Raw genomic sequence first — 18,190 nt, 5'->3', positions numbered from 1 at the left:
CCTGTGATGAAACTCAACCAACAGAACCTCAACCGCCTCGCGCCCGAAGTGGCCCTGCCGGCCTACGCCCTGAGCGATACGCGCCAAGGCATCGCCCACATCGGCGTCGGAGGTTTTCACCGTGCCCATCAGGCGTATTACACCGACGCCTTGATGAATACCGGAGAAGGCCTGGACTGGGCTATTTGCGGGGTCGGCCTGCGCGCCGAAGACCGTCGCGCCCGGGACGATCTGAAAGAGCAGGATTACCTCTTCACCTTGTTCGAACTGGGCGACAGCGACGACACTGAAGTCCGGGTCATCGGCGCGATTCGCGACATGCTGTTGGCCGAAGACGGCGCGCAGGTGTTGATCGACAAGCTCGCCAGCCCAGAGATCCGCATCGTCTCGCTGACCATTACCGAAGGCGGTTATTGCATCGACGACAGCAACGGCGAGTTCATGGCGCACCTGCCGCAAATCCAGCACGACCTGGCCAACCCGAACGCACCGAAAACCGTGTTCGGCTTCCTCTGCGCCGCGCTGGCCAAACGTCGCGCCGCCGGCACGCCGGCCTTCACCTTGATGTCCTGCGATAACCTGCCGCACAACGGCGCCGTCACCCGCAAAGCCTTGTTGGCCTTCGCCGCGTTGCGCGATGCCGATCTGCGTGACTGGATCGCCAACAGCGTGAGCTTCCCCAACGCGATGGTCGACCGCATCACGCCAATGACCAGCACCGAACACAAGCTGCAACTGCACGACAAACATGGCGTCGACGACGCCTGGCCGGTGGTCTGCGAACCCTTTGTGCAGTGGGTGTTGGAAGACAAGTTCGTCAACGGGCGTCCGGCTTGGGAAAAGGTCGGCGTGCAATTCACCGACGATGTCACTCCGTATGAAGAGATGAAGATCAAACTGCTCAACGGCAGTCATTTGGCCCTGACGTATCTGGGGTTTCTGAAGGGTTATCGCTTCGTGCACGAGACCATGAATGATCCGCTGTTTGTGCGCTACATGCGTGCCTACATGGACTTGGACGTCACCCCGCAACTGTCGCCCGTGCCGGGCATTGACCTGACGGATTACAAGAACACGCTGGTGGCGCGTTTCTCCAATCAGGCCATCGCCGATCAGCTGGAGCGTGTGTGTTCGGACGGCTCGTCGAAGTTTCCCAAGTTCACCGTTCCGACGATCAATCGCCTGATTGCCGATGGCCAGGAGACCAAGCGTGCCGCGCTGGTGGTGGCAGCCTGGGCGTTGTATTTGAAGGGGGTGGATGAGAATGGAGACACTTACTCGATTCCCGATCCGCGGGCGGCGTTCTGCCAGGACTTGGTGGCCGATGATGCGTTGATGACCCAGCGGTTGCTGCAGGTTGAGGAGATCTTTGGTACGGCGATTCCCCGTTCTCCGGCGTTTGTGGCGGCGTTTGAATGGTGTTGTAACAGCTTGCGGGAGGTGGGTGTGACGCGGACGCTGGAGCGGGTGCTGGCGTAAATGCGGCGGTGACAATGCTGCCGTCTTCGCGAGCAGGCTCGCTCCCACATTGGATCGTTGTCGAACATGACTAAACATCCCCTGTGGCAGCGGGCTTACCCGCGATGACGGACTGACCGACAACCTAAATGTCGAACCTGACGATCCAAGGACCTTCGATGGCAAACCAACAATTATTCATCGGCATTGACTGCGGCACCCAAGGCACCAAAGCCGTGATCCTGGACGCCCACACTGGCCAGGTCCTGGGCCAGGGAGCCGCTGTGCACAGCTTGATCAGCGGCGCCAACGGTCGCCGCGAGCAAGACACCGGCCAGTGGCTCGAAGCGTTCACCCTGGCCACCCGCCGTGCGTTACTCGCGGCGAAAGTCGACGGTCAGGACATCCTTGGCCTCGGCGTCTCCGGACAGCAACACGGCCTGGTATTGCTCGATGACCAAGGTCAGGTGCTGCGTCCGGCGAAGCTTTGGTGCGACACCGAATCCACCCCGGAAAATGACCGTCTCCTGGCTCAACTCGGTGGCGAAAAGGGTTCACTTGAGCGCCTGGGTGTGGTCATCGCGCCCGGCTACACCGTTTCCAAACTGCTGTGGACCAAAGAACAGCACCCGGACATTTTCGCCCGGATCGCCCACATCCTCCTGCCCCACGACTACCTGAACCATTGGCTCACCGGCCGCAGTTGCAGCGAGTACGGCGACGCGTCAGGCACCGGGTATTTCAACGTGCGGACCCGCCAATGGGATTTGCAGTTGCTGCGCGACATCGACCCGACCGGACGCCTGCAAGCCGCGTTGCCGGAGTTGATCGATGCGCATCAAGCAGTCGGCACGATCCTGCCCGGCATCGCCGAACAGCTTGGCATCAACCCGCAGGCGCTGGTCTCCAGCGGGGGCGGCGACAACATGATGGGCGCGATCGGCACCGGCAATATCAAGCCCGGCGCGATCACCATGAGCCTCGGCTCTTCGGGGACGGTGTACGCCTATGCTGACCAGCCGAAAGTCAGCCCGGATGCGTCGGTCGCCACGTTCTGCTCGTCCAGCGGCGGCTGGCTGCCGTTGATCTGCACCATGAACCTGACCAACGCCACGGGGGTCATTCGCGAGCTGTTCGCCCTAGATATCGAACACTTCAACGATTTGGTCGAGCAGGCGCCCATCGGTGCCGAAGGCGTGTGCATGCTGCCGTTCCTCAATGGCGAGCGCGTCCCCGCCCTGCCCCATGCCACCGGCAGCCTGCTGGGCTTGACCATGACCAACCTGACCCAGGCCAACCTGTGCCGCGCAGTCGTCGAAGGCACGACCTTCGGTTTGCGTTATGGACTGGACCTGCTGCGCCAGAATGGCTTACAAAGCCGCAGCATTTGCCTGATCGGCGGCGGCTCGAAAAGCCAGGTGTGGCGGCAGATCGTCGCCGACATTATGAACACCCCAGTGATCTGTACCGAGCAGAGCGAAGCGGCAGCCCTGGGCGCAGCGATTCAGGCGGCGTGGTGCAAGTCCAGGGCAAACGGCCACGAGGACAGTCTGGCGGACCTTTGCGAGCGTTGTGTAAAGCTCGATCTGGCCAGTGAAACCTTGCCGATTGCTGACAATGTGGCGGCCTGTCAGCAGGCCTATGAACGTTATCAACAACATGTCGCAACCCTTTAAAGAGCGAACAACTATGTATCTGGTGTGTGGCGAAGCGCTGTTCGATTTCTTCAGTGAAGACGACGCCAGCGGCCTGGCTTCAAAAGTGAATTTCAAGGCAATTGCCGGCGGTTCGCCGTTCAATGTGGCGGTTGGCTTGCGGCGATTGGGCGTGGAAGCGGCGCTCTTTGCAGGACTCTCCACCGACTACCTTGGCCGACGCTTGCAGCAAGTGCTGCAGGACGAAGGTGTGCGCCCGGATTACCTGGTGGACTTCGCCGCACCGACCACACTGGCAATGGTCGCGGTTGGGGCCAATGGCTCGCCGCACTACAGCTTTCGCGGTGAAGGTTGCGCGGACCGCCAGCTCAAACCTGAGCATTTGCCTGAGCTGGGCCCGCAAGTGCGTGGTTTGCACATTGGCTCGTTCTCCCTGGTGGTGCAGCCGATTGCCGACACGCTGCTGGCGTTGGTGCAGCGGGAAAGCGGAAAACGCCTGATCAGCCTTGATCCGAATGTCCGACTCAATCCTGAACCGAATATCGACCTGTGGCGTTCGAGGATTGCGACGCTGGTTGAGTTGGCGGATCTGATCAAAGTCAGCGATGAGGATTTGAGTCTGTTGTACCCCGAGCAGGATCCGCAGCGGGTGATTGAAGGTTGGTTGCAGCATCGCTGTCAGTTGGTGTTCCTGACCCGAGGTGGTGAAGGTGCCACGGTGTTCAGCCGCACTCAGGGTTCGTGGTCAGTACCGGCGAGCTCAGTGAAAATCGCCGATACCGTGGGCGCGGGCGATACGTTCCAGGCGGCGTTGATTACCTGGTTGACCGAGCAGCAGCTGGATTCGGTTGCGGGTGTGCAATCCCTTGAGCGCGGGCAAATCGACGGAATGTTGAAGTTTGCGGTACAGGCAGCGGCGCTGACGTGCAGCAAGACCGGGCCGGATTTGCCGTATCGGCAGCAACTCATCTGATAGATCGTTCCCACGCTCCGCGTGGAAATGCAGCCCGGGGCGCTCCGCGTCCAAAGCGGACGCGGAGCGTCAGTGAGGCATTCCCACGCAGAGCGTAGGAACGATCAACAGGATCATCGGCAATGGCGGCAGCAGGCTTTTATCGGTCGAAGAGGACTTTAGTCTGGAAATGACTGTTGATTCTTGGCCGCCTGGAAGTTGTGGCGCAGTGATACCCAGGAAAAGAAAACTAAAAATCCCCTGCATTCATTGGCCGAAACCTTGTATCTAAGGGTTTTCCCGATAGCCCAACGCATCCACTCCTACGCCATTTGCGCCTTGAACGTGGCGGTTTAATCCTGCACCATCCGCACCAGCTTATTCAAAGGACGGAATTAAAGGCATGCTGGACGCGAACGCAACCCATATTTCCCTGACGCTGGAAGGCGTTTCCGTTGACCTGCAAGTGCTCAGCTTCGTCGGTCGCGAAACCCTCAATCAACCGTTCTGTTTCGACATCGAACTGGTCAGCGCCCGTCCCGACCTGAAACTTGAAGAGTTGCTGCACAAACCTGGCTGCCTGACCTTCGGCGCCACCGGCAAGGGCATCATTCACGGTCTGGTCTATCGCATCGAGCAAGGCGATTCCGGCAAAAGCCTGACGCGCTACAGCATCAGCCTGGTCCCGCAACTCGCTTACCTGCGCCACAACCATGACCAGCAGATTTTCCAGCATTTAAGTGTGCCGAAGATCATCGCCCAGGTACTGGAGGCGCGCGGCATCCTGTCTGACGCCTACAGTTTCCAGCTCGGCGCGATCTACCCCGAGCGCGATTACTGCGTGCAGTACGACGAGTCCGACCTGCACTTCATCCAGCGCCTGTGCGAAGAGGAAGGCATTCACTTCCACTTCCAGCACAGCGCCAGCGGCCACAAACTCGTCTTCGGCGATGACCAGACGGTGTTCCGCAAACTCGCACCCGTGGCCTACCAGCAAGACTCCGGCATGGCGGCCACGAAACCGGTGATCAAGCGCTTCAACCTGCGCCTGGAAACCCGCACCTCCCGCGTCAGCCGCCGCGACTACGACTTCGAAAAACCACGCATCCTGCCCGAAGGCGCCGCCAAGAGCACTTTCGCGCCGGATCTCGAAGACTACGACTACCCCGGCCGCTTCCTGACCCGCGAGCGCGGCAAACAACTGGCCACCCGCGCGCTGGAGCGCCATCGCAGCGATTACAAACTGGCCGAAGGTAAAGGCGACGAGCCGACCCTCGTCAGCGGCCACTTCATGGCCCTGAGCGAACACCCGCGCGCCGAGTGGAACGACCTCTGGCTGTTGCTCGAAGTCGTGCACGAAGGCAAGCAGCCGCAAGTGCTCGGCAAAAACGTCACCAGCGACGTCACCCACAACAAAGACGATTTCCATCAGGGCTACCGCAACACCTTCCTTGCCACCCCGTGGGACGCGCACTTCCGCCCTGCCCTCGAACACCCGAAACCGAAAGTCCTCGGCAGCCAGACCGCCATTGTCACCGGCCCGTCCGGCGAAGAAATCCACTGCGACGAATACGGCCGCGTCAAAGTGCAATTCCACTGGGACCGCGACGGCCAGGCCAACGACACCACCAGCTGCTGGCTACGCGTCGCCACCGGCTGGGCCGGCAGTGCCTACGGCGGCATCGCCATCCCGCGGGTCGGCATGGAAGTCCTCGTCACCTTCCTCGAAGGCGACCCCGACCAACCGCTGATCACCGGCTGCCTGTTCCACAAGGAAAACGTCGTCCCCTACGACCTGCCGGCGAACAAGACCCGCAGCACCTTCAAGACCCTCAGTTCACCGGGCGGCAAGGGTTACAACGAGTTCCGTATCGAAGACAAGAAAGGCGCGGAACAGATCTACCTGCACGCCCAGCGCGACTGGGATGAAAACATCGAGCACGACCAGAAAATCCGCATCGGCAATGAACGCCATGACACGGTCGAGGCCAATGTTTTCAGCGAGTTCAAGGTTGAAGAACACCGGATTACCCATCTGGACCGCAAGACTGAAGCGCGGGCGGATGATCACCTGACCGTGGCGGTGACCCAGCATGTGAAGATCGGCACAGCGCAGTTTGTCGAGGCGGGTCAGGAGATTCATTACCACGCTGGCGAGAAGGTGGTGGTTGAAGGCGGAATGGAACTGACGGCCAAGGCTGGCGGGAGTTTCGTCAAGGTTGATGCGGGGGGTGTGACGATCAGTGGGGCTGAGGTGAAGGTGAATACCGGGGGCTCGCCTGGGGTGGGGACAGGCATTGGCATTCTTGCACCGCTTGTTCCTGTCATTGCAGATCAAGCACGGGCAGGAAGCTTGCTGCACGCGAAGAAAATAAGTGAGCGATACGACGAACAACTCAAGTTTGTCACGCGTCGTGGACAACCGATTAAATCAGTCAAAGCGGCACTGATCGTGCCATCGGAAACCGCTCCCCAAATATCGAGGAGCGATGCCGCCGGCCTCCACCCGCGGGTCCAGACAGATGCAGAAGAACCGGTGAAAGCCCACCTTGTATGGGATGAACTGGTCGTGCCTTCCGGTGCCGACGACTATGAAGCGAGCAGAAAGAAATGAGTGCGCCAATCACAACCTTTAAAACAAATGCCAAAGAATGCTCCGTCCACGAGGTTGTCCTAGGCTGCGACAAGTTGTGGGCCATGGGCCAGGAAGAAGCCATACGCCGCCTCAGCAAAAAGCGCTCGTCTGCCTCTAGCAAATATGAATTGATCTCTGACTTTGGCGCTCGTGCCGCAAGAATTGCCGCTGCTTACGCCAGTTTCTATCTCGAACAAGGTGAAGATGGAAAACCGGAACTCAAGGGTCGCTTCTATTGGATGGGACTCGCGGCGTTTGCCAGCAAGCAGGTCAAATGCGGGTTGGATTTTATTCCGAGTGAACCCTACCTGACACTTACGCCCCTCGCTTTTCAACCTCCTCTGCGTATTGGTAAAAACGAACTGGGCAAAGGCAATTTCTGGCTATTTCAAGATATTTTTGTTTGGCATTGGTTTTACAGCAAATATAAAGATCAATTCAATGAATGCGCGCCGGAGCGTAATGCGCGCAGTTGCGAAGGGCAGATCAAAACCAATATCGATAGTTTGCCCTGGGCGAATGACGCGCTCAGCACACTTGGTAATTTGCATGTTACCGACGAGATTAAATCAGGATTTAAATCTATTCAAAACACAGAAAGTCTATCTAAAGGCACCGCTAGGCGCGAGATGCAACTGTCGTCACTAATGGACATTGCAAACCATGAGCAACGAAAGATTCTTCAGCCTCTTATTTATGATGGCAAGGCATTTCAAACTACGCTTAAAATGCAAGCAGGATTTGAGTGGGCTCCATTTGTTCCGGTCAGAGTAGCCGCTTTTAGCACCGCCTGCGACGTTGAACAGCCTGAATTACGAGTTCAAATGAAGAAAGGTGATCTTTATGATGAAACTGACAGAATGGTTTTTATCACTGAAATTGCCAATCAGTACCACTTCCTAATGGGTAAAAAAGCCGAATACATGGAAGGCGAGATAAAAATAATTTCCACCTGGTCAAATCAACAATGAAAAAAATCCTAATCGCCATTTTAATATTGATCAGTGGATGCGATGACGTTAGCAACTCGACAGAGACCCCTATGACCAATCAATCAGAAATCATTGAAATCGAACTTTTATCTTCCATAAAAAATATCACAAAAAACACACCGATTCCATTCACAGAAAGCTGCATGCCCCAGGTAAATATCTGTTGGTATAAAATACAAAAATCGGCAAATGACACCGACCTACCGACGATCAACGTAAAAAATAACGGCAGTATTTTAAGTCTGGAGCAGGCTGTAAATATTACAGTTGCATTAGACAAAGACACGACAGAAAACATCGAAAACCTAAACGTAATATTACGTGGGCTACCAAAAGGAAGCACACACGAACAATATCGGGACTTGATATTCAGTCTAATAGACAAAATAAAAAAATCTGGCTGGTCACACTTTTATTTTCCAGAAGATCCTAGGATCTCTGGCTCGCAGGCGGGAAAAATCAGTAGTCCTGACGAGGTGTTCGGGCGATACGTCAGCAGCCATCCTTGGCTGGATCCGGATTATCAGTTGGATCTGAAGAGATGGCTTCAGATTGGCTCTTTTTACAGATGGTATTTTTACAAAGACGGCATCTATCTCAACCTTAAAGCGTGGAAGCAAAACGATTCAGAAGCCCCAACCGAAAAGGCGACTTACCTTATTACGCTGGATTTTCAATCAGAGAGTGAGTTCTGGCTCGACGGCATTACAGACAAAAAAGAGAGGCAGCACTGGAAGGAACTATTGCCAGGAAGGTTGAATGCCTACCACAAGACAAGACTTGAACTGGAAGAAAAAGCCCGCGCCGCAGGGATCGAAATCGATGAGTCTTATCAAGACCCTCTGATTCACGCTCTTAACAATTGAGCCAGTTGGTGACTAGCGAACGGGATTTTACTCGTTTGCTTGCCTTCGTAGTTCAATACGGACAATGCGACCGAATCAGATGAATAAATTGTGTTCGGCTTTTGGCTTGTAACTGTTTGCATTCAGGCATGTGCTGTTGAACCTCGATCAAGCAACGTGATCAATTGTGAATTGGCAGGCCCGAAAAACACGATTTCGCTGCTGCGTGGATCGCCAATAGTCGGCACCTATATCTATGAGGTTCGCGCCACCCAAGACGTCAGATTTATGTATGAGGATGCAGATGCGTCGCGAGGAGGCAGAGTGCAATGGCAATGCGCTTCCGATCATCAAGATGTGAACGTGTTGCTGGTTTCCAGCGAGTTCACTTCGAACTTTCTGCAAGGTGCTTTGTTTTACTTTGACTCGGGGGATGGGCGGATCGAACGAATCGATTTCGCCGAAAGAAATCGTCCTCGGTGGGTAAGAATTTCTGCCCAGGGCGCGTAGGCATAGTAATTACTCGGGTATTAATTAGTAATCGCCAGCACCGTGACCAAACGGTGGGAGGCGGCTGTGTACAGGCTTGGTCAACCGACAACACCCAATCGGCTCGCCCTAAGGCGTCCCGCACACAGCCACCATTGCAACGCACCACGAGGACGTAGAAGTCCGCGGCGCGAATCATGGCACATATATGTGCGGTGTTATCAGGTGACCAAACCTGTCCGCTGATTTTTCAGCGAACCCAAACAGTAATCGCTCCTACCCATCAGGCGAAAGTCGACAAGGCGTCTGACCTTGTAGGATCAAGCCGAAGATCCCGTAGATCGTTTCCCATGTGAAACCTCTGACAGAAACACCCTCGCGACAGGCGGCATTCAACCGGGTTAACCATCCGTTAACCCCGCGGTCCAAGACTTTACTGGACCGCACGCCCTCAGCTCCCTCTGACGCCCAGTGCGGCAGGTTCGACGCTTTATCCGTCGAACTGACTCAACGTCTGCACTGGAGATCGTCCCATGAACATCCGCACGCTGCTGATGACTTCCGCCCTCGCCTGCACCGCGTTTACTGGTCTTGCGCAGGCCAACGAGACGTCGTCCTCGCAAGCTACCCCCTATCACTACGGTATGCCGCTGAACATCGGCAAAGTGGTCGCGCTGACTGAGCCGAACACGCTGGAATGCAAAGTGATCACGGCCGACATGAAGTACATCGATACGTCAGGCAAGCCTGAAGAAATCAGCTACCGGAAGCTTTCTGACGCTTGCAGTTATCAGAACTGACTGAAAGGTCTGATTTTGCACTTTGCGGTACTCCTGTGAGGGATCAGGCGCTATGCTTTGGCGCCTCCCTCACTGCCGCAAGGATCCGCCATGCAGTTATCGTTTCGTATCGTGTCGACCTTCACTTCCCTCCTCTGTTTTCTGCTGGCCCTGGTCTGGGGTTTGATGCCGGATGGGTTGCTGGCGATCTGGAGTATTGAGTATTCGTCTGCGGCAGGGTTTGTCGCGCGACGCAGTGCAGTGCTGTTCGCGGCGTTGGGCGTGATGTTTTATCTGGTTCGGAACGAGGCGCCGTCGGTCACCCGCAATGCGCTGAGCACCGGGTTTACCGTGGGTTGTTTCGGCTTGGCGATACTGGGTTTTGGCGAATGGCTCAATGGCCATGCCGGGCCGGGCATATTGCTGGCGGTGATGGTCGAATCGGCGCTGGGACTGGGGTTTGTCCAGGCCCGGCGCGTGTCGGCAGAATTCGAAACTGCAGGTTAAAGCGCTTTCCTGTCGGGATGCAGTGTCTGACTCGCTTCCTGATGCTGCATCTCTGAGCGCAGGCCTGCAATCAGGTCGTTGATTTCACGGCAACCATTCAGTTTTTTGGCATTGATTCCGGTCACCATCAGATCTAGGTGATCGGTTTCACGATCGGAATACACCTTGACGGTCATCGACAGGTCCGGCGACAGCGTGCACTGACAGCGTTTCGGCAGAAAACTGCTTTCAACGATATTGCGAAGTTCCAAGGCAGAAAGAAACATGGCGACCCTCTCCTAATTGTGAGATTGCCAATTAATATCCAACGTCGGCGGTGCTGAGATCTCCCGCTTTACTTCCTTTGCGGGGTTTCTACGCCTCAACAACGGGCCGGTTTCTCGTTCCAGAGCTGACTCAATACTGTCCTGGTCAACTTAAGATCTGCTTGAGCATAAAACATGCCGCAAATTTCGCCGTGCAGCTCATCGGTAAATCAATGATTTAACGGACATGCCTGAAAATGGCCTCATGCAATCTGCAAGAAAGGGCAGTTTGAACCCTGCAATTTGCATACATTCCCGACCGGGTTTGCATTGGTGGCGGTCGGCAGTAAGAATGCGCCTGCCAATCCAGTATCCGCTGACCCTACTCACACGCAAGGAGGCATCATGGGTTCTTTGACCTGTATCAATACCGTCGGGCTGATTGTTGCCAGCCTTTCCAGCGTGGCCTGTGCGGCAAAGCTCGAAACCGTCGCGCCGTTCCCTAAACCGGAAAGCGGTTTTACCCGCCAGGTCATTCATGTAGCGCCGCAGCCACAGGAAGAAAACTTCCAGGTCGAGGTGCTGGCGGGCAAGACGCTGACGGTGGACTGCAATCGCCAACGTCTGGGCGGTATCCTTGAGGAAAAAAACCTTGAAGGCTGGGGCTACCCCTTTTACCGTCTGGAAAAAATCATCGGCCCGATGAGCACGATGATGGCCTGCCCCGACGGCAAGAGTAAAAAGGCGTTTGTGCCGGTGGTCGGTGACGGCTTCATGCTTCGTTACAACAGCAAGTTGCCGATCGTGCTCTACGTGCCCAAGGACGTCGAAGTCCGCTATCGGATTTGGTCGGCGTCGGACAAGGTCGAGAAAGCCGTTCAAGAGTAACCGCAGCGCCCCTCCTCACGCTGAGGCGTCGCTCAACGCGGCGCGCTCGGCGACATGCCGCAGGCTGTCAAAGTTGATATTGGCGCCCGAGTCGATCGCGATCAGGGTTTGACCACACGCACCGGTTTGAGCGACGTACTTCTTGATGCCGGCCACCGCCAAGGCACCGGAGGGCTCGGTGATCGAGCGGGTATCGTCGTAGATATTCTTGATGGCGGCGCACAGTTCGTCGTTGCTGACGGTCAGCACTTCATCGACGCAAAACCGGCAGACCTCAAATCCATAGGCGCCAATCTGCGCGACGGCTACGCCATCGGCGAACGTGCCCACGGTGGGCAGGACGATCCGCTCGCCAGCTTGTAACGCCGCGTACAGACACGCGGAATGTTCTGATTCGACGCCGATGATGCGGACTTCCGGGCGCAGGTATTTGACATACGCCGCGATGCCGGCGATCAGACCTCCGCCACCCACCGGGACGAAGATCGCATCCAGGGGGCCTTGTTGCTGGCGCAGGATCTCCATGGCCACGGTGCCCTGCCCGGCGATTACGTCCGGGTCATCGAAAGGTGAGACGAAGGTGCAACCGGTTTGCTCGGCGAGGCTCAGGGCGTATTCGAGGGCGAACGGAAAGCTCTCGCCGTGCAGCACGGCCTCTGCCCCCCGACTGCGCACCCCGTGCACCTTCAATGCGGGTGTTGTGCAAGGCATGACAATCGTCGCAGCGATCCCCAATTCACGCGCCGCCAACGCTACGCCTTGGGCGTGATTACCCGCTGAAGCGGTGATCACGCCCCGAGCCTTTTGCTCATCGCTCAGTTGCACCAATTTGTTGTAAGCGCCACGGATCTTGAAGGAAAAGGTCGGTTGCAAGTCCTCACGCTTGAGCAGGATCTGATTACCCAAGGCCTCGGACAGCGCTGGCGCGGGTTGCAACGGTGTGCGCACGGCCAGTTCATACACCGGCGCGGCGAGGATCTTTTTCACATAGTGCTCAAGCAAGGCCTGCTGGGCGGGGGTGCTGCTCATGGTCGTCTCCTGACATTGATCGGGGCCCAGGAGACAGAAAGTAAAAACCCGCCTCTAGGGCGGGTTGGGTGCTGCAGTCGTGAGCTAGCCCGCCAAATAAGGAATGGCGGTAATAATGCTTGGCTGGCAGCGCAATACGGTGGAAGTCATGGCTGGAAATTAGCCGGGCGTTGCGGGCAAGTCAATGGTCAATTTTCCTCGGTCTCTGTAGGCTGGCGGACATCGCTCATTGTCCCAAGGAAGGAAACCATGAAGTCTGTCGCCCTGCCCCTCATTGCCTTGATCGCCTTTGCCGGCTACACCGTTTCCGTGATGCTTCAGGCGGAGCAGTCGTTGATCGACTTCGGCATCGGTTTGATGTCACGCCCGGATACTGCGCAGGTGGTGATTGATCTTTATCTGTTGGCGACACTTGCGGGCGTCTGGATGTACCAGGATGCGCGCAAGCGTGGGCAGTCGGGGTTATCGGTGATTCCGTATCTGCTGATTACGGCGGTTTTCGTGTCCGTCGGGCCGCTGTTGTACCTCGTGGTTCGGGGGCTCAAGAATCGCAGGAATTGCGGTGATGCACGCCAGCGAGTTTGATCCACAGTAGTGTTGTGTTGCGGATAGCGCCTTCGCGGGCAAGCCTCGCTCCCACATTGGAGCGTATCCCCCCTGTAGGAGCGAGGCTTGCCCGCGAAGACGGCCTGACAGTCGACATCGTCATTTCGCCAACCGCCTGAGCCCAAGCACCATCGCCCCCGCCCCAATCATCATCGCCGTCAGAAACAACGGATACGACACCCACCACGGCGTGTCCCCGGTCATCATGCTGAACTCGGACATGCCGCCAATGCTCGCAATCAGGTTCAGCGGCAAAAACACCACGTTAATTAATGTCAGCTTGCGCAGCAGATTGTTCATGCTGTTGTTCATCAGGTTGCCCCGGGCGTCGATCAGCCCGGAAAACACCGTGGAGTAAATTTCCGCCTGCTTATAGCACTGGTTATTTTCGATGATCAGGTCGTCGATCAGCCCGATGGCCTCGGCGCTGAAGTGTTCCTTGGCGGCATGATTGCGCAACCGCGTCAGCACTGCGCCGTTGCTGTGAATCGCGTTGATGTAATAGATCAGGCTTTCGCTGAGGTTGAACATCTGGATCAGGTGCTGGTTCTGCATCGAGGCGTTGAATTTCTGCTGCAACTCCCGGGCAACCAGCTTGATTACCTTCAGGTGGCCCAGATAGTGATGGATGTTGTTGAACAGCAGATCGAGCAGCACATCCAGCGGCGTGTTCAGCCGCTGCCGGGTGCCGAGCCCGTGCAGCGGCGCATCGTCGGTGGCGATCACCAGCAAGCGCTGCGCAGAAAACAACAGGCCACAGGACGACACTTCAAAGGCCAGGCTGCCGGCACCGGAGTAATTTTCCGGGCGCTTCCAGATCAGGAACAGGTTGTCGGGGTGGAACTCGATGCGCGACACCTCGTCAGGGTCCAGTGCCGAGGCCAACGCGTGCTCATCAAGCTTGAAATGGCTGTGCAACAGATCCCGTTCGGCGGCATCGGGGTTGCTGAACAGCATTACCTCGGCATCCAGTCGTTCGACGGCATGCAAGGCGCCGCCGTCCAGTTGAAAGCTTTTGATCATCGGCCGATCACCAGGCCTGGCCGCGACGTTTTAGTTCCAGGCGACGGACGAACTCTTCCAGTACCAGCGAATACAAATCGTCCTGCAAGTACGCATCTTCGATGCCGGCGTCCATGTTCGGGTTATCGTTGACTTCGATCACCACCACTTTGTCGCCGGACTGCTTGAGGTCCACGCCGTAGAGGCCGTCGCCGATCAGATTGGCGGTTTTCACGGCCAGCTCCACCACGGCGCGCGGCGCTTCGTGGACCGCCAGGGTGCGGCATTCGCCGTTGATGTCCTGGCCCTTGGCCTTGTGGTTGTAGATTTGCCAATGGCCCTTGGACATGAAGTATTGGCAGGCGAAGATCGGTTTGCGGTTGAGCACGCCGATACGCCAATCGTATTCGGTGTAGAAGAATTCCTGGGCCAGCAACAGCACCGAGTGTTCGAACAGTTCGGCGGTCGCTTCGAGCAAGGCTTGCTGGCTTTCGACCTTGATCACGCCCCGGGAGAAACAGCCGTCGGGGATCTTCAGCACCAAGGGAAAGCCCAGGCGCTCGCCGACCCGTTCGAAATCTTCCGGTCGTTCCTTATAAAGGATTTCGGTGGCGGGCATGCCGAGTTGATGGCTCTTGAGCAGGTCGGTCAGGTAGACCTTATTGGTGCAGCGCAGAATCGACGCCGGATCGTCCATCACCACCAACCCTTCGCTCTCGGCTTTTTTGGCAAAGCGATAGGTGTGGTTGTCAACGCTGGTGGTCTCGCGAATCAGCAGGCCGTCGTATTCGGCAATGCGTGCGTAGTCCTTGCGCTCAATCAGCTCGACATCAATGCCCAAGGTCTTACCGACGCGCACGAAATTATCCAGCGCCTTCGCATTGGAAGGTGGCAAGGCTTCCTGCGGATCATGCAGGATGGCCAGGTCATAACGGGCCAGCCGTCGTGAGCGTGGCACACGCCAGATCTTGCGACTGAAACTGTCCAGAGAGTTGGCAAATTGATCTTCCTGGTCTTCACGTAACTTATGCAACGCCCCGGACTTTATACCTTCAATGTGCCAGCCATTTGTTCGGCGAAACTCAACTAATAATATTGGACACGGAAACACTTCAAACAACTGCCGTGCCAGATCCTGCAAGGGCTCTATATTGGTTTTGCCGAAGTACAACGTCAGGGTAAAGCCTTCGGTGTCGCTGTAAAGATGGTTACTGAGGGCTTTTTCCAGGGGTTTATCCAGGTCATCAAGGGCCAGGCCGTACAACGACTTCTTGGTCAGCTCACTGATGGTGCGCACCGACGGAATGACCTTGTGCCCCCGCGCTTCGGCCAGCAACGAGCAGTAATAGCCGTGCCCCAGATACTTGTAGCTGCGGCACAGGTTGATCACCTGGACCCGCTTACCCTGTTCGTTGTCCCGCGTCTGTTCGAGGTATTCCTGGGCGCTGATAATGTCCTCGCTGGGGAAATACGAGGCCCAGTCTTCCTTGCGTTCGACGATGATTATCAACTGACTTGAAGTTCTGCCTGCATCATTTAAATAAGTTGCTGCCGGCAAAGTTTGCTCGGATACTTCGCGCCAATGACCTTGTACCGCTGACATAGTGATTGATCCGTTGGAGAACAAGACCTTTCCTATTAAGCACGAACTTTTTCGAAAGTCCCGTTTCGTTACGTAACTTTTACGGCGGTCATATGAACACTGTCTTTCGCTTGGCGGTAGTTGAAGACTTACCCGCGCTGCTGGAACTCGAACAGCAATGTTTCACCACGGACCGGCTCAACAGTCGCAGTTTTCTGTGGATGATCACTCGGGCTCACGGCCAGCTGTTGGTGGCCCAGCGTGGCGAGCAATTGGTCGGCTACGCGGTGGTGCTGTTTCACCGAGGCACTTCGCTGGCGCGGCTTTACTCGATTGCGATCGCGACCGGGGCGCGCGGCAGTGGGCTGGGCAAGCAGTTGCTCGAACGCATCGAGTCCTGTGCCCTTGAACATGATTGCGCCTACTTGCGGCTAGAAGTGCGCATCGACAACCCGGCGGCGATTGCCTTGTATGAGCGCAACGGTTACCGGCGGTTCGCGCTGATTCATGACTATTACCAGGACCACGCTGATGCGCTGCGCCTGGAAAAACGCATTCTTGAGCACTGCGATTCGCGCAACATCAAGGTCCCGTGGTACCGGCAGACCACCGATTTCACCTGCGGCCCGGCTTGCCTGCTGATGGCCATGGGCGCGCTGCAAGGTGAGCGTTGGCTGGAACGCCGCGAGGAACTGCAAATCTGGCGCGAGGCGACGACGGTGTTCATGACCTCAGGTCACGGCGGCTGCAGCCCTCAAGGCTTGGCGCTGGCGGCCTGGCGTCGGGGTTTTCGGGTGCGGCTGCAACTGAGCATGGCGGGACCGTTGTTCCTCGATGGCGTGCGCGATGAGCATAAAAAAGACGTAATGCGTTTGGTCCACGAGGAGTTCACCACGCAGTTGGAAGAAACCGATGTGGAGCGTGTGATTGGTGGATCGCTGGACCTTCCACGTTTACTCAACGATGGCGGACAACCGCTGGTGCTGATCAGCAGCTATCGGCTGACCCGCTCCAAGGCGCCGCATTGGGTGATCGTCACCGATTGCGATGAGGAATTTGTCTACCTGCACGACCCGGATGTGGACCACAGCCAACATCGCCAACCGATGGACTGCCAGCATTTGCCGGTCAGCCACGGCGAGTTCGACAAGATGTGCAGTTTTGGCCGGGGCAAGCTTCGGGCGGCGGTGATTATCTACTGCCGAAAATAGACCTGTGGCGAGGGAGCTTGCTCCCGCTGGGTGCAAAGCGCCCCATTCAAGCGACTGCTCCGCAGTCGGACGGGAGCAAGCTCCCTCGCCACCAACCCCCCAGAGAGGTCGAATCGGGTTACTTCAGGCCAACCTTGTACAGCCCGCCGTCGTCCGCATCGGTCAGCACATACAAGTAACCGTCCGGCCCCTGTCGCACATCGCGGATGCGCTTGTTGAGTTCGCCGAGCAAGCGCTCTTCGTGAACCACTTTGTCGCCATCAACCTGCAAGCGGATGAGCTCCTGGCTCACTAGCGCACCGATGAACACGTTGTGCTGCCAGGCCTTGAAGCGATCAGCGTCGTAGAACGCCATGCCACTGAGGCCGGGGGATTTTTCCCAGACATGGTGCGGCGCCACGGCGCCTTCTGCGGTCTTGCCCTCGGCTTCCGGGATTGGTTGTCCGGAATAGTTGATGCCGTGGGTCGCCAGCGGCCAGCCGTAATTCTTGCCGCGTTCGATGATGTTGATTTCATCACCGCCGCGGGGGCCATGCTCGTTTTCCCAGAGCACGCCAGTCCATGGATTGAGCGCTGCGCCTTGCGGATTGCGTTGGCCATAGGACCAGATTTCCGGGCGTACGCCCGACTGCCCGACAAAGGGGTTGTCGTCCGGCACCTTGCCGTCCGGGTAGATTCGCACGACCTTGCCTTGCAGCTTGTCGAGGTCCTGAGCGGTCGGCCGATCGTTGTTTTCGCCCAAGGTGATGAACAGGTAGCCGTCGCGATCAAACACCAATCGTGAGCCGAAGTGGTTGCCGACCGACAGCTTCGGCTCCTGGCGGAAAATCACTTTGAAGTCCTTGAGGGTTTTCAGGTCCTCGGACAACTGGCCTCGCCCGATCGCCGTACCGGCCTTGTCGCCCGCACCACCGCCCTCGGCGTAAGACAGATAAACCGTCCGGTCCTGCTTGAAGTCGGGCGACAGCACCACGTCCAGCAAGCCGCCCTGCCCCTTGGCCCAGACCTTTGGCACCCCATTGATCGGTGCCGAGAGCTTGCCATCGTAATCCACCACTCGCAGGTTGCCGGGCCGTTCGGTGACCAGCATGCCCCTGCGATCGGGCAGGAACGCCAGAGCCCACGGATGTTCCAGGCCCTTCGCAACTTGCCAGACCTCAAGGGTGCCTTGTTCGCTTTTCATCTCCTGGGGCGGTGCCGCAAGAACGAGTGCCGTGGCGGTGATCAGTACGCTGGCGCAGAAGGTGGCCAAGAGGGTTTTACGCAACATGCACGATTCCTTTTGTCGTTCGAATAGCTGGCAAGAACGCTGTCC

At 57.1% G+C, this 18,190-nt stretch carries 15 protein-coding genes and 1 pseudogene; 11 read left to right on the top strand and 5 right to left on the bottom strand.

The genetic code is table 11. The features are described from left to right. The first annotated feature begins 6 nt into the window (after positions 1 to 6). From AB4N91_RS11550 to AB4N91_RS11515, 8 genes are all read left to right on the top strand, one after another. Positions 7 to 1,479 (top strand): mannitol dehydrogenase family protein, encoded by a 1,473-nt coding sequence (locus AB4N91_RS11550; protein WP_460112470.1) that lies wholly within the window; start codon positions 7 to 9, stop codon positions 1,477 to 1,479. A gap of 158 nt (positions 1,480 to 1,637) precedes the next feature. Next, positions 1,638 to 3,134 carry a xylulokinase gene (gene xylB / locus AB4N91_RS11545; protein ID WP_460112469.1) on the top strand — a complete coding sequence of 499 codons (1,497 nt, stop codon included), beginning with the start codon at positions 1,638 to 1,640 and terminating at the stop codon, positions 3,132 to 3,134. A 13-nt stretch (positions 3,135 to 3,147) separates the two neighbouring features. Further along, on the top strand, positions 3,148 to 4,086 hold the full coding sequence (locus AB4N91_RS11540; protein WP_154911670.1) for a carbohydrate kinase family protein: 939 nt from the start codon (positions 3,148 to 3,150) through the stop codon (positions 4,084 to 4,086). A 382-nt stretch (positions 4,087 to 4,468) separates the two neighbouring features. Further along, on the top strand, positions 4,469 to 6,679 hold the full coding sequence (locus AB4N91_RS11535) for a type VI secretion system Vgr family protein (protein ID WP_460112468.1): 2,211 nt from the start codon (positions 4,469 to 4,471) through the stop codon (positions 6,677 to 6,679). After that, positions 6,676 to 7,671: a DUF2515 family protein gene (locus AB4N91_RS11530; RefSeq protein ID WP_102593501.1), complete on the top strand. Its 996-nt coding sequence runs from the start codon at positions 6,676 to 6,678 to the stop codon at positions 7,669 to 7,671. Before AB4N91_RS11535 ends, AB4N91_RS11530 begins: the two co-directional genes overlap by 4 nt. A gap of 71 nt (positions 7,672 to 7,742) precedes the next feature. After that, positions 7,743 to 8,558 (top strand): hypothetical protein, encoded by an 816-nt coding sequence (locus AB4N91_RS11525; protein WP_154911668.1) that lies wholly within the window; start codon positions 7,743 to 7,745, stop codon positions 8,556 to 8,558. A gap of 1,001 nt (positions 8,559 to 9,559) precedes the next feature. After that, the gene (locus tag AB4N91_RS11520) at positions 9,560 to 9,826 is read left to right on the top strand and encodes a DUF2790 domain-containing protein (RefSeq protein ID WP_154911667.1); all 267 of its coding nucleotides are present in this window, start codon (positions 9,560 to 9,562) and stop codon (positions 9,824 to 9,826) included. A 90-nt stretch (positions 9,827 to 9,916) separates the two neighbouring features. Continuing rightward, positions 9,917 to 10,312 (top strand): hypothetical protein, encoded by a 396-nt coding sequence (locus AB4N91_RS11515; protein ID WP_077747817.1) that lies wholly within the window; start codon positions 9,917 to 9,919, stop codon positions 10,310 to 10,312. On the opposite strand, the gene AB4N91_RS11510 is transcribed toward AB4N91_RS11515, so the two are convergent. Beyond that, the gene (locus AB4N91_RS11510) at positions 10,309 to 10,578 is read right to left on the bottom strand and encodes a DUF1652 domain-containing protein (protein ID WP_083376698.1); all 270 of its coding nucleotides are present in this window, start codon (positions 10,576 to 10,578) and stop codon (positions 10,309 to 10,311) included. The genes AB4N91_RS11515 and AB4N91_RS11510 overlap by 4 nt on opposite strands. 384 nt (positions 10,579 to 10,962) lie before the next feature. On the opposite strand from AB4N91_RS11510, the gene eco reads away from it, so the two are divergent. Next, positions 10,963 to 11,445, top strand: coding sequence for a serine protease inhibitor ecotin (eco, locus tag AB4N91_RS11505; protein ID WP_010460500.1), 483 nt, complete (start codon positions 10,963 to 10,965; stop codon positions 11,443 to 11,445). A gap of 27 nt (positions 11,446 to 11,472) precedes the next feature. Here the strand turns inward: eco and ilvA are convergent. After that, positions 11,473 to 12,474 (bottom strand): annotated as a pseudogene (ilvA, locus tag AB4N91_RS11500) (threonine ammonia-lyase, biosynthetic); the annotation flags it as partial. A gap of 249 nt (positions 12,475 to 12,723) precedes the next feature. Here ilvA and AB4N91_RS11495 point away from each other — a divergent pair. Beyond that, the gene (locus AB4N91_RS11495; protein ID WP_145307660.1) at positions 12,724 to 13,059 is read left to right on the top strand and encodes a DUF2834 domain-containing protein; all 336 of its coding nucleotides are present in this window, start codon (positions 12,724 to 12,726) and stop codon (positions 13,057 to 13,059) included. Between the two features lie 120 nt (positions 13,060 to 13,179). Here the strand turns inward: AB4N91_RS11495 and AB4N91_RS11490 are convergent, their stop codons facing one another. Beyond that, complete coding sequence (locus AB4N91_RS11490) at positions 13,180 to 14,103, bottom strand: magnesium transporter CorA family protein (RefSeq protein ID WP_010460506.1); 924 nt, start codon at positions 14,101 to 14,103, stop codon at positions 13,180 to 13,182. A 7-nt stretch (positions 14,104 to 14,110) separates the two neighbouring features. Further along, positions 14,111 to 15,685 (bottom strand): RimK family protein, encoded by a 1,575-nt coding sequence (locus tag AB4N91_RS11485; RefSeq protein ID WP_154911666.1) that lies wholly within the window; start codon positions 15,683 to 15,685, stop codon positions 14,111 to 14,113. Positions 15,686 to 15,777: 92 nt separating this feature from the next. On the opposite strand from AB4N91_RS11485, the gene rimI reads away from it, so the two are divergent. After that, positions 15,778 to 16,875, top strand: a complete 1,098-nt coding sequence (gene rimI / locus AB4N91_RS11480; RefSeq protein WP_154911665.1) for a ribosomal protein S18-alanine N-acetyltransferase — start codon at positions 15,778 to 15,780, stop codon at positions 16,873 to 16,875. 118 nt (positions 16,876 to 16,993) lie between these two features. On the opposite strand, the gene AB4N91_RS11475 is transcribed toward rimI, so the two are convergent. Beyond that, the gene (locus tag AB4N91_RS11475) at positions 16,994 to 18,145 is read right to left on the bottom strand and encodes a PQQ-dependent sugar dehydrogenase (protein WP_460112465.1); all 1,152 of its coding nucleotides are present in this window, start codon (positions 18,143 to 18,145) and stop codon (positions 16,994 to 16,996) included. Positions 18,146 to 18,190 lie beyond the last annotated feature (45 nt).

The organism is Pseudomonas sp. H3_D04 (genome assembly GCF_054669175.1).
The sequence above is the reverse complement of the archived record's forward strand: the minus strand, read 5'-3'. Positions and strand labels throughout refer to the sequence as shown.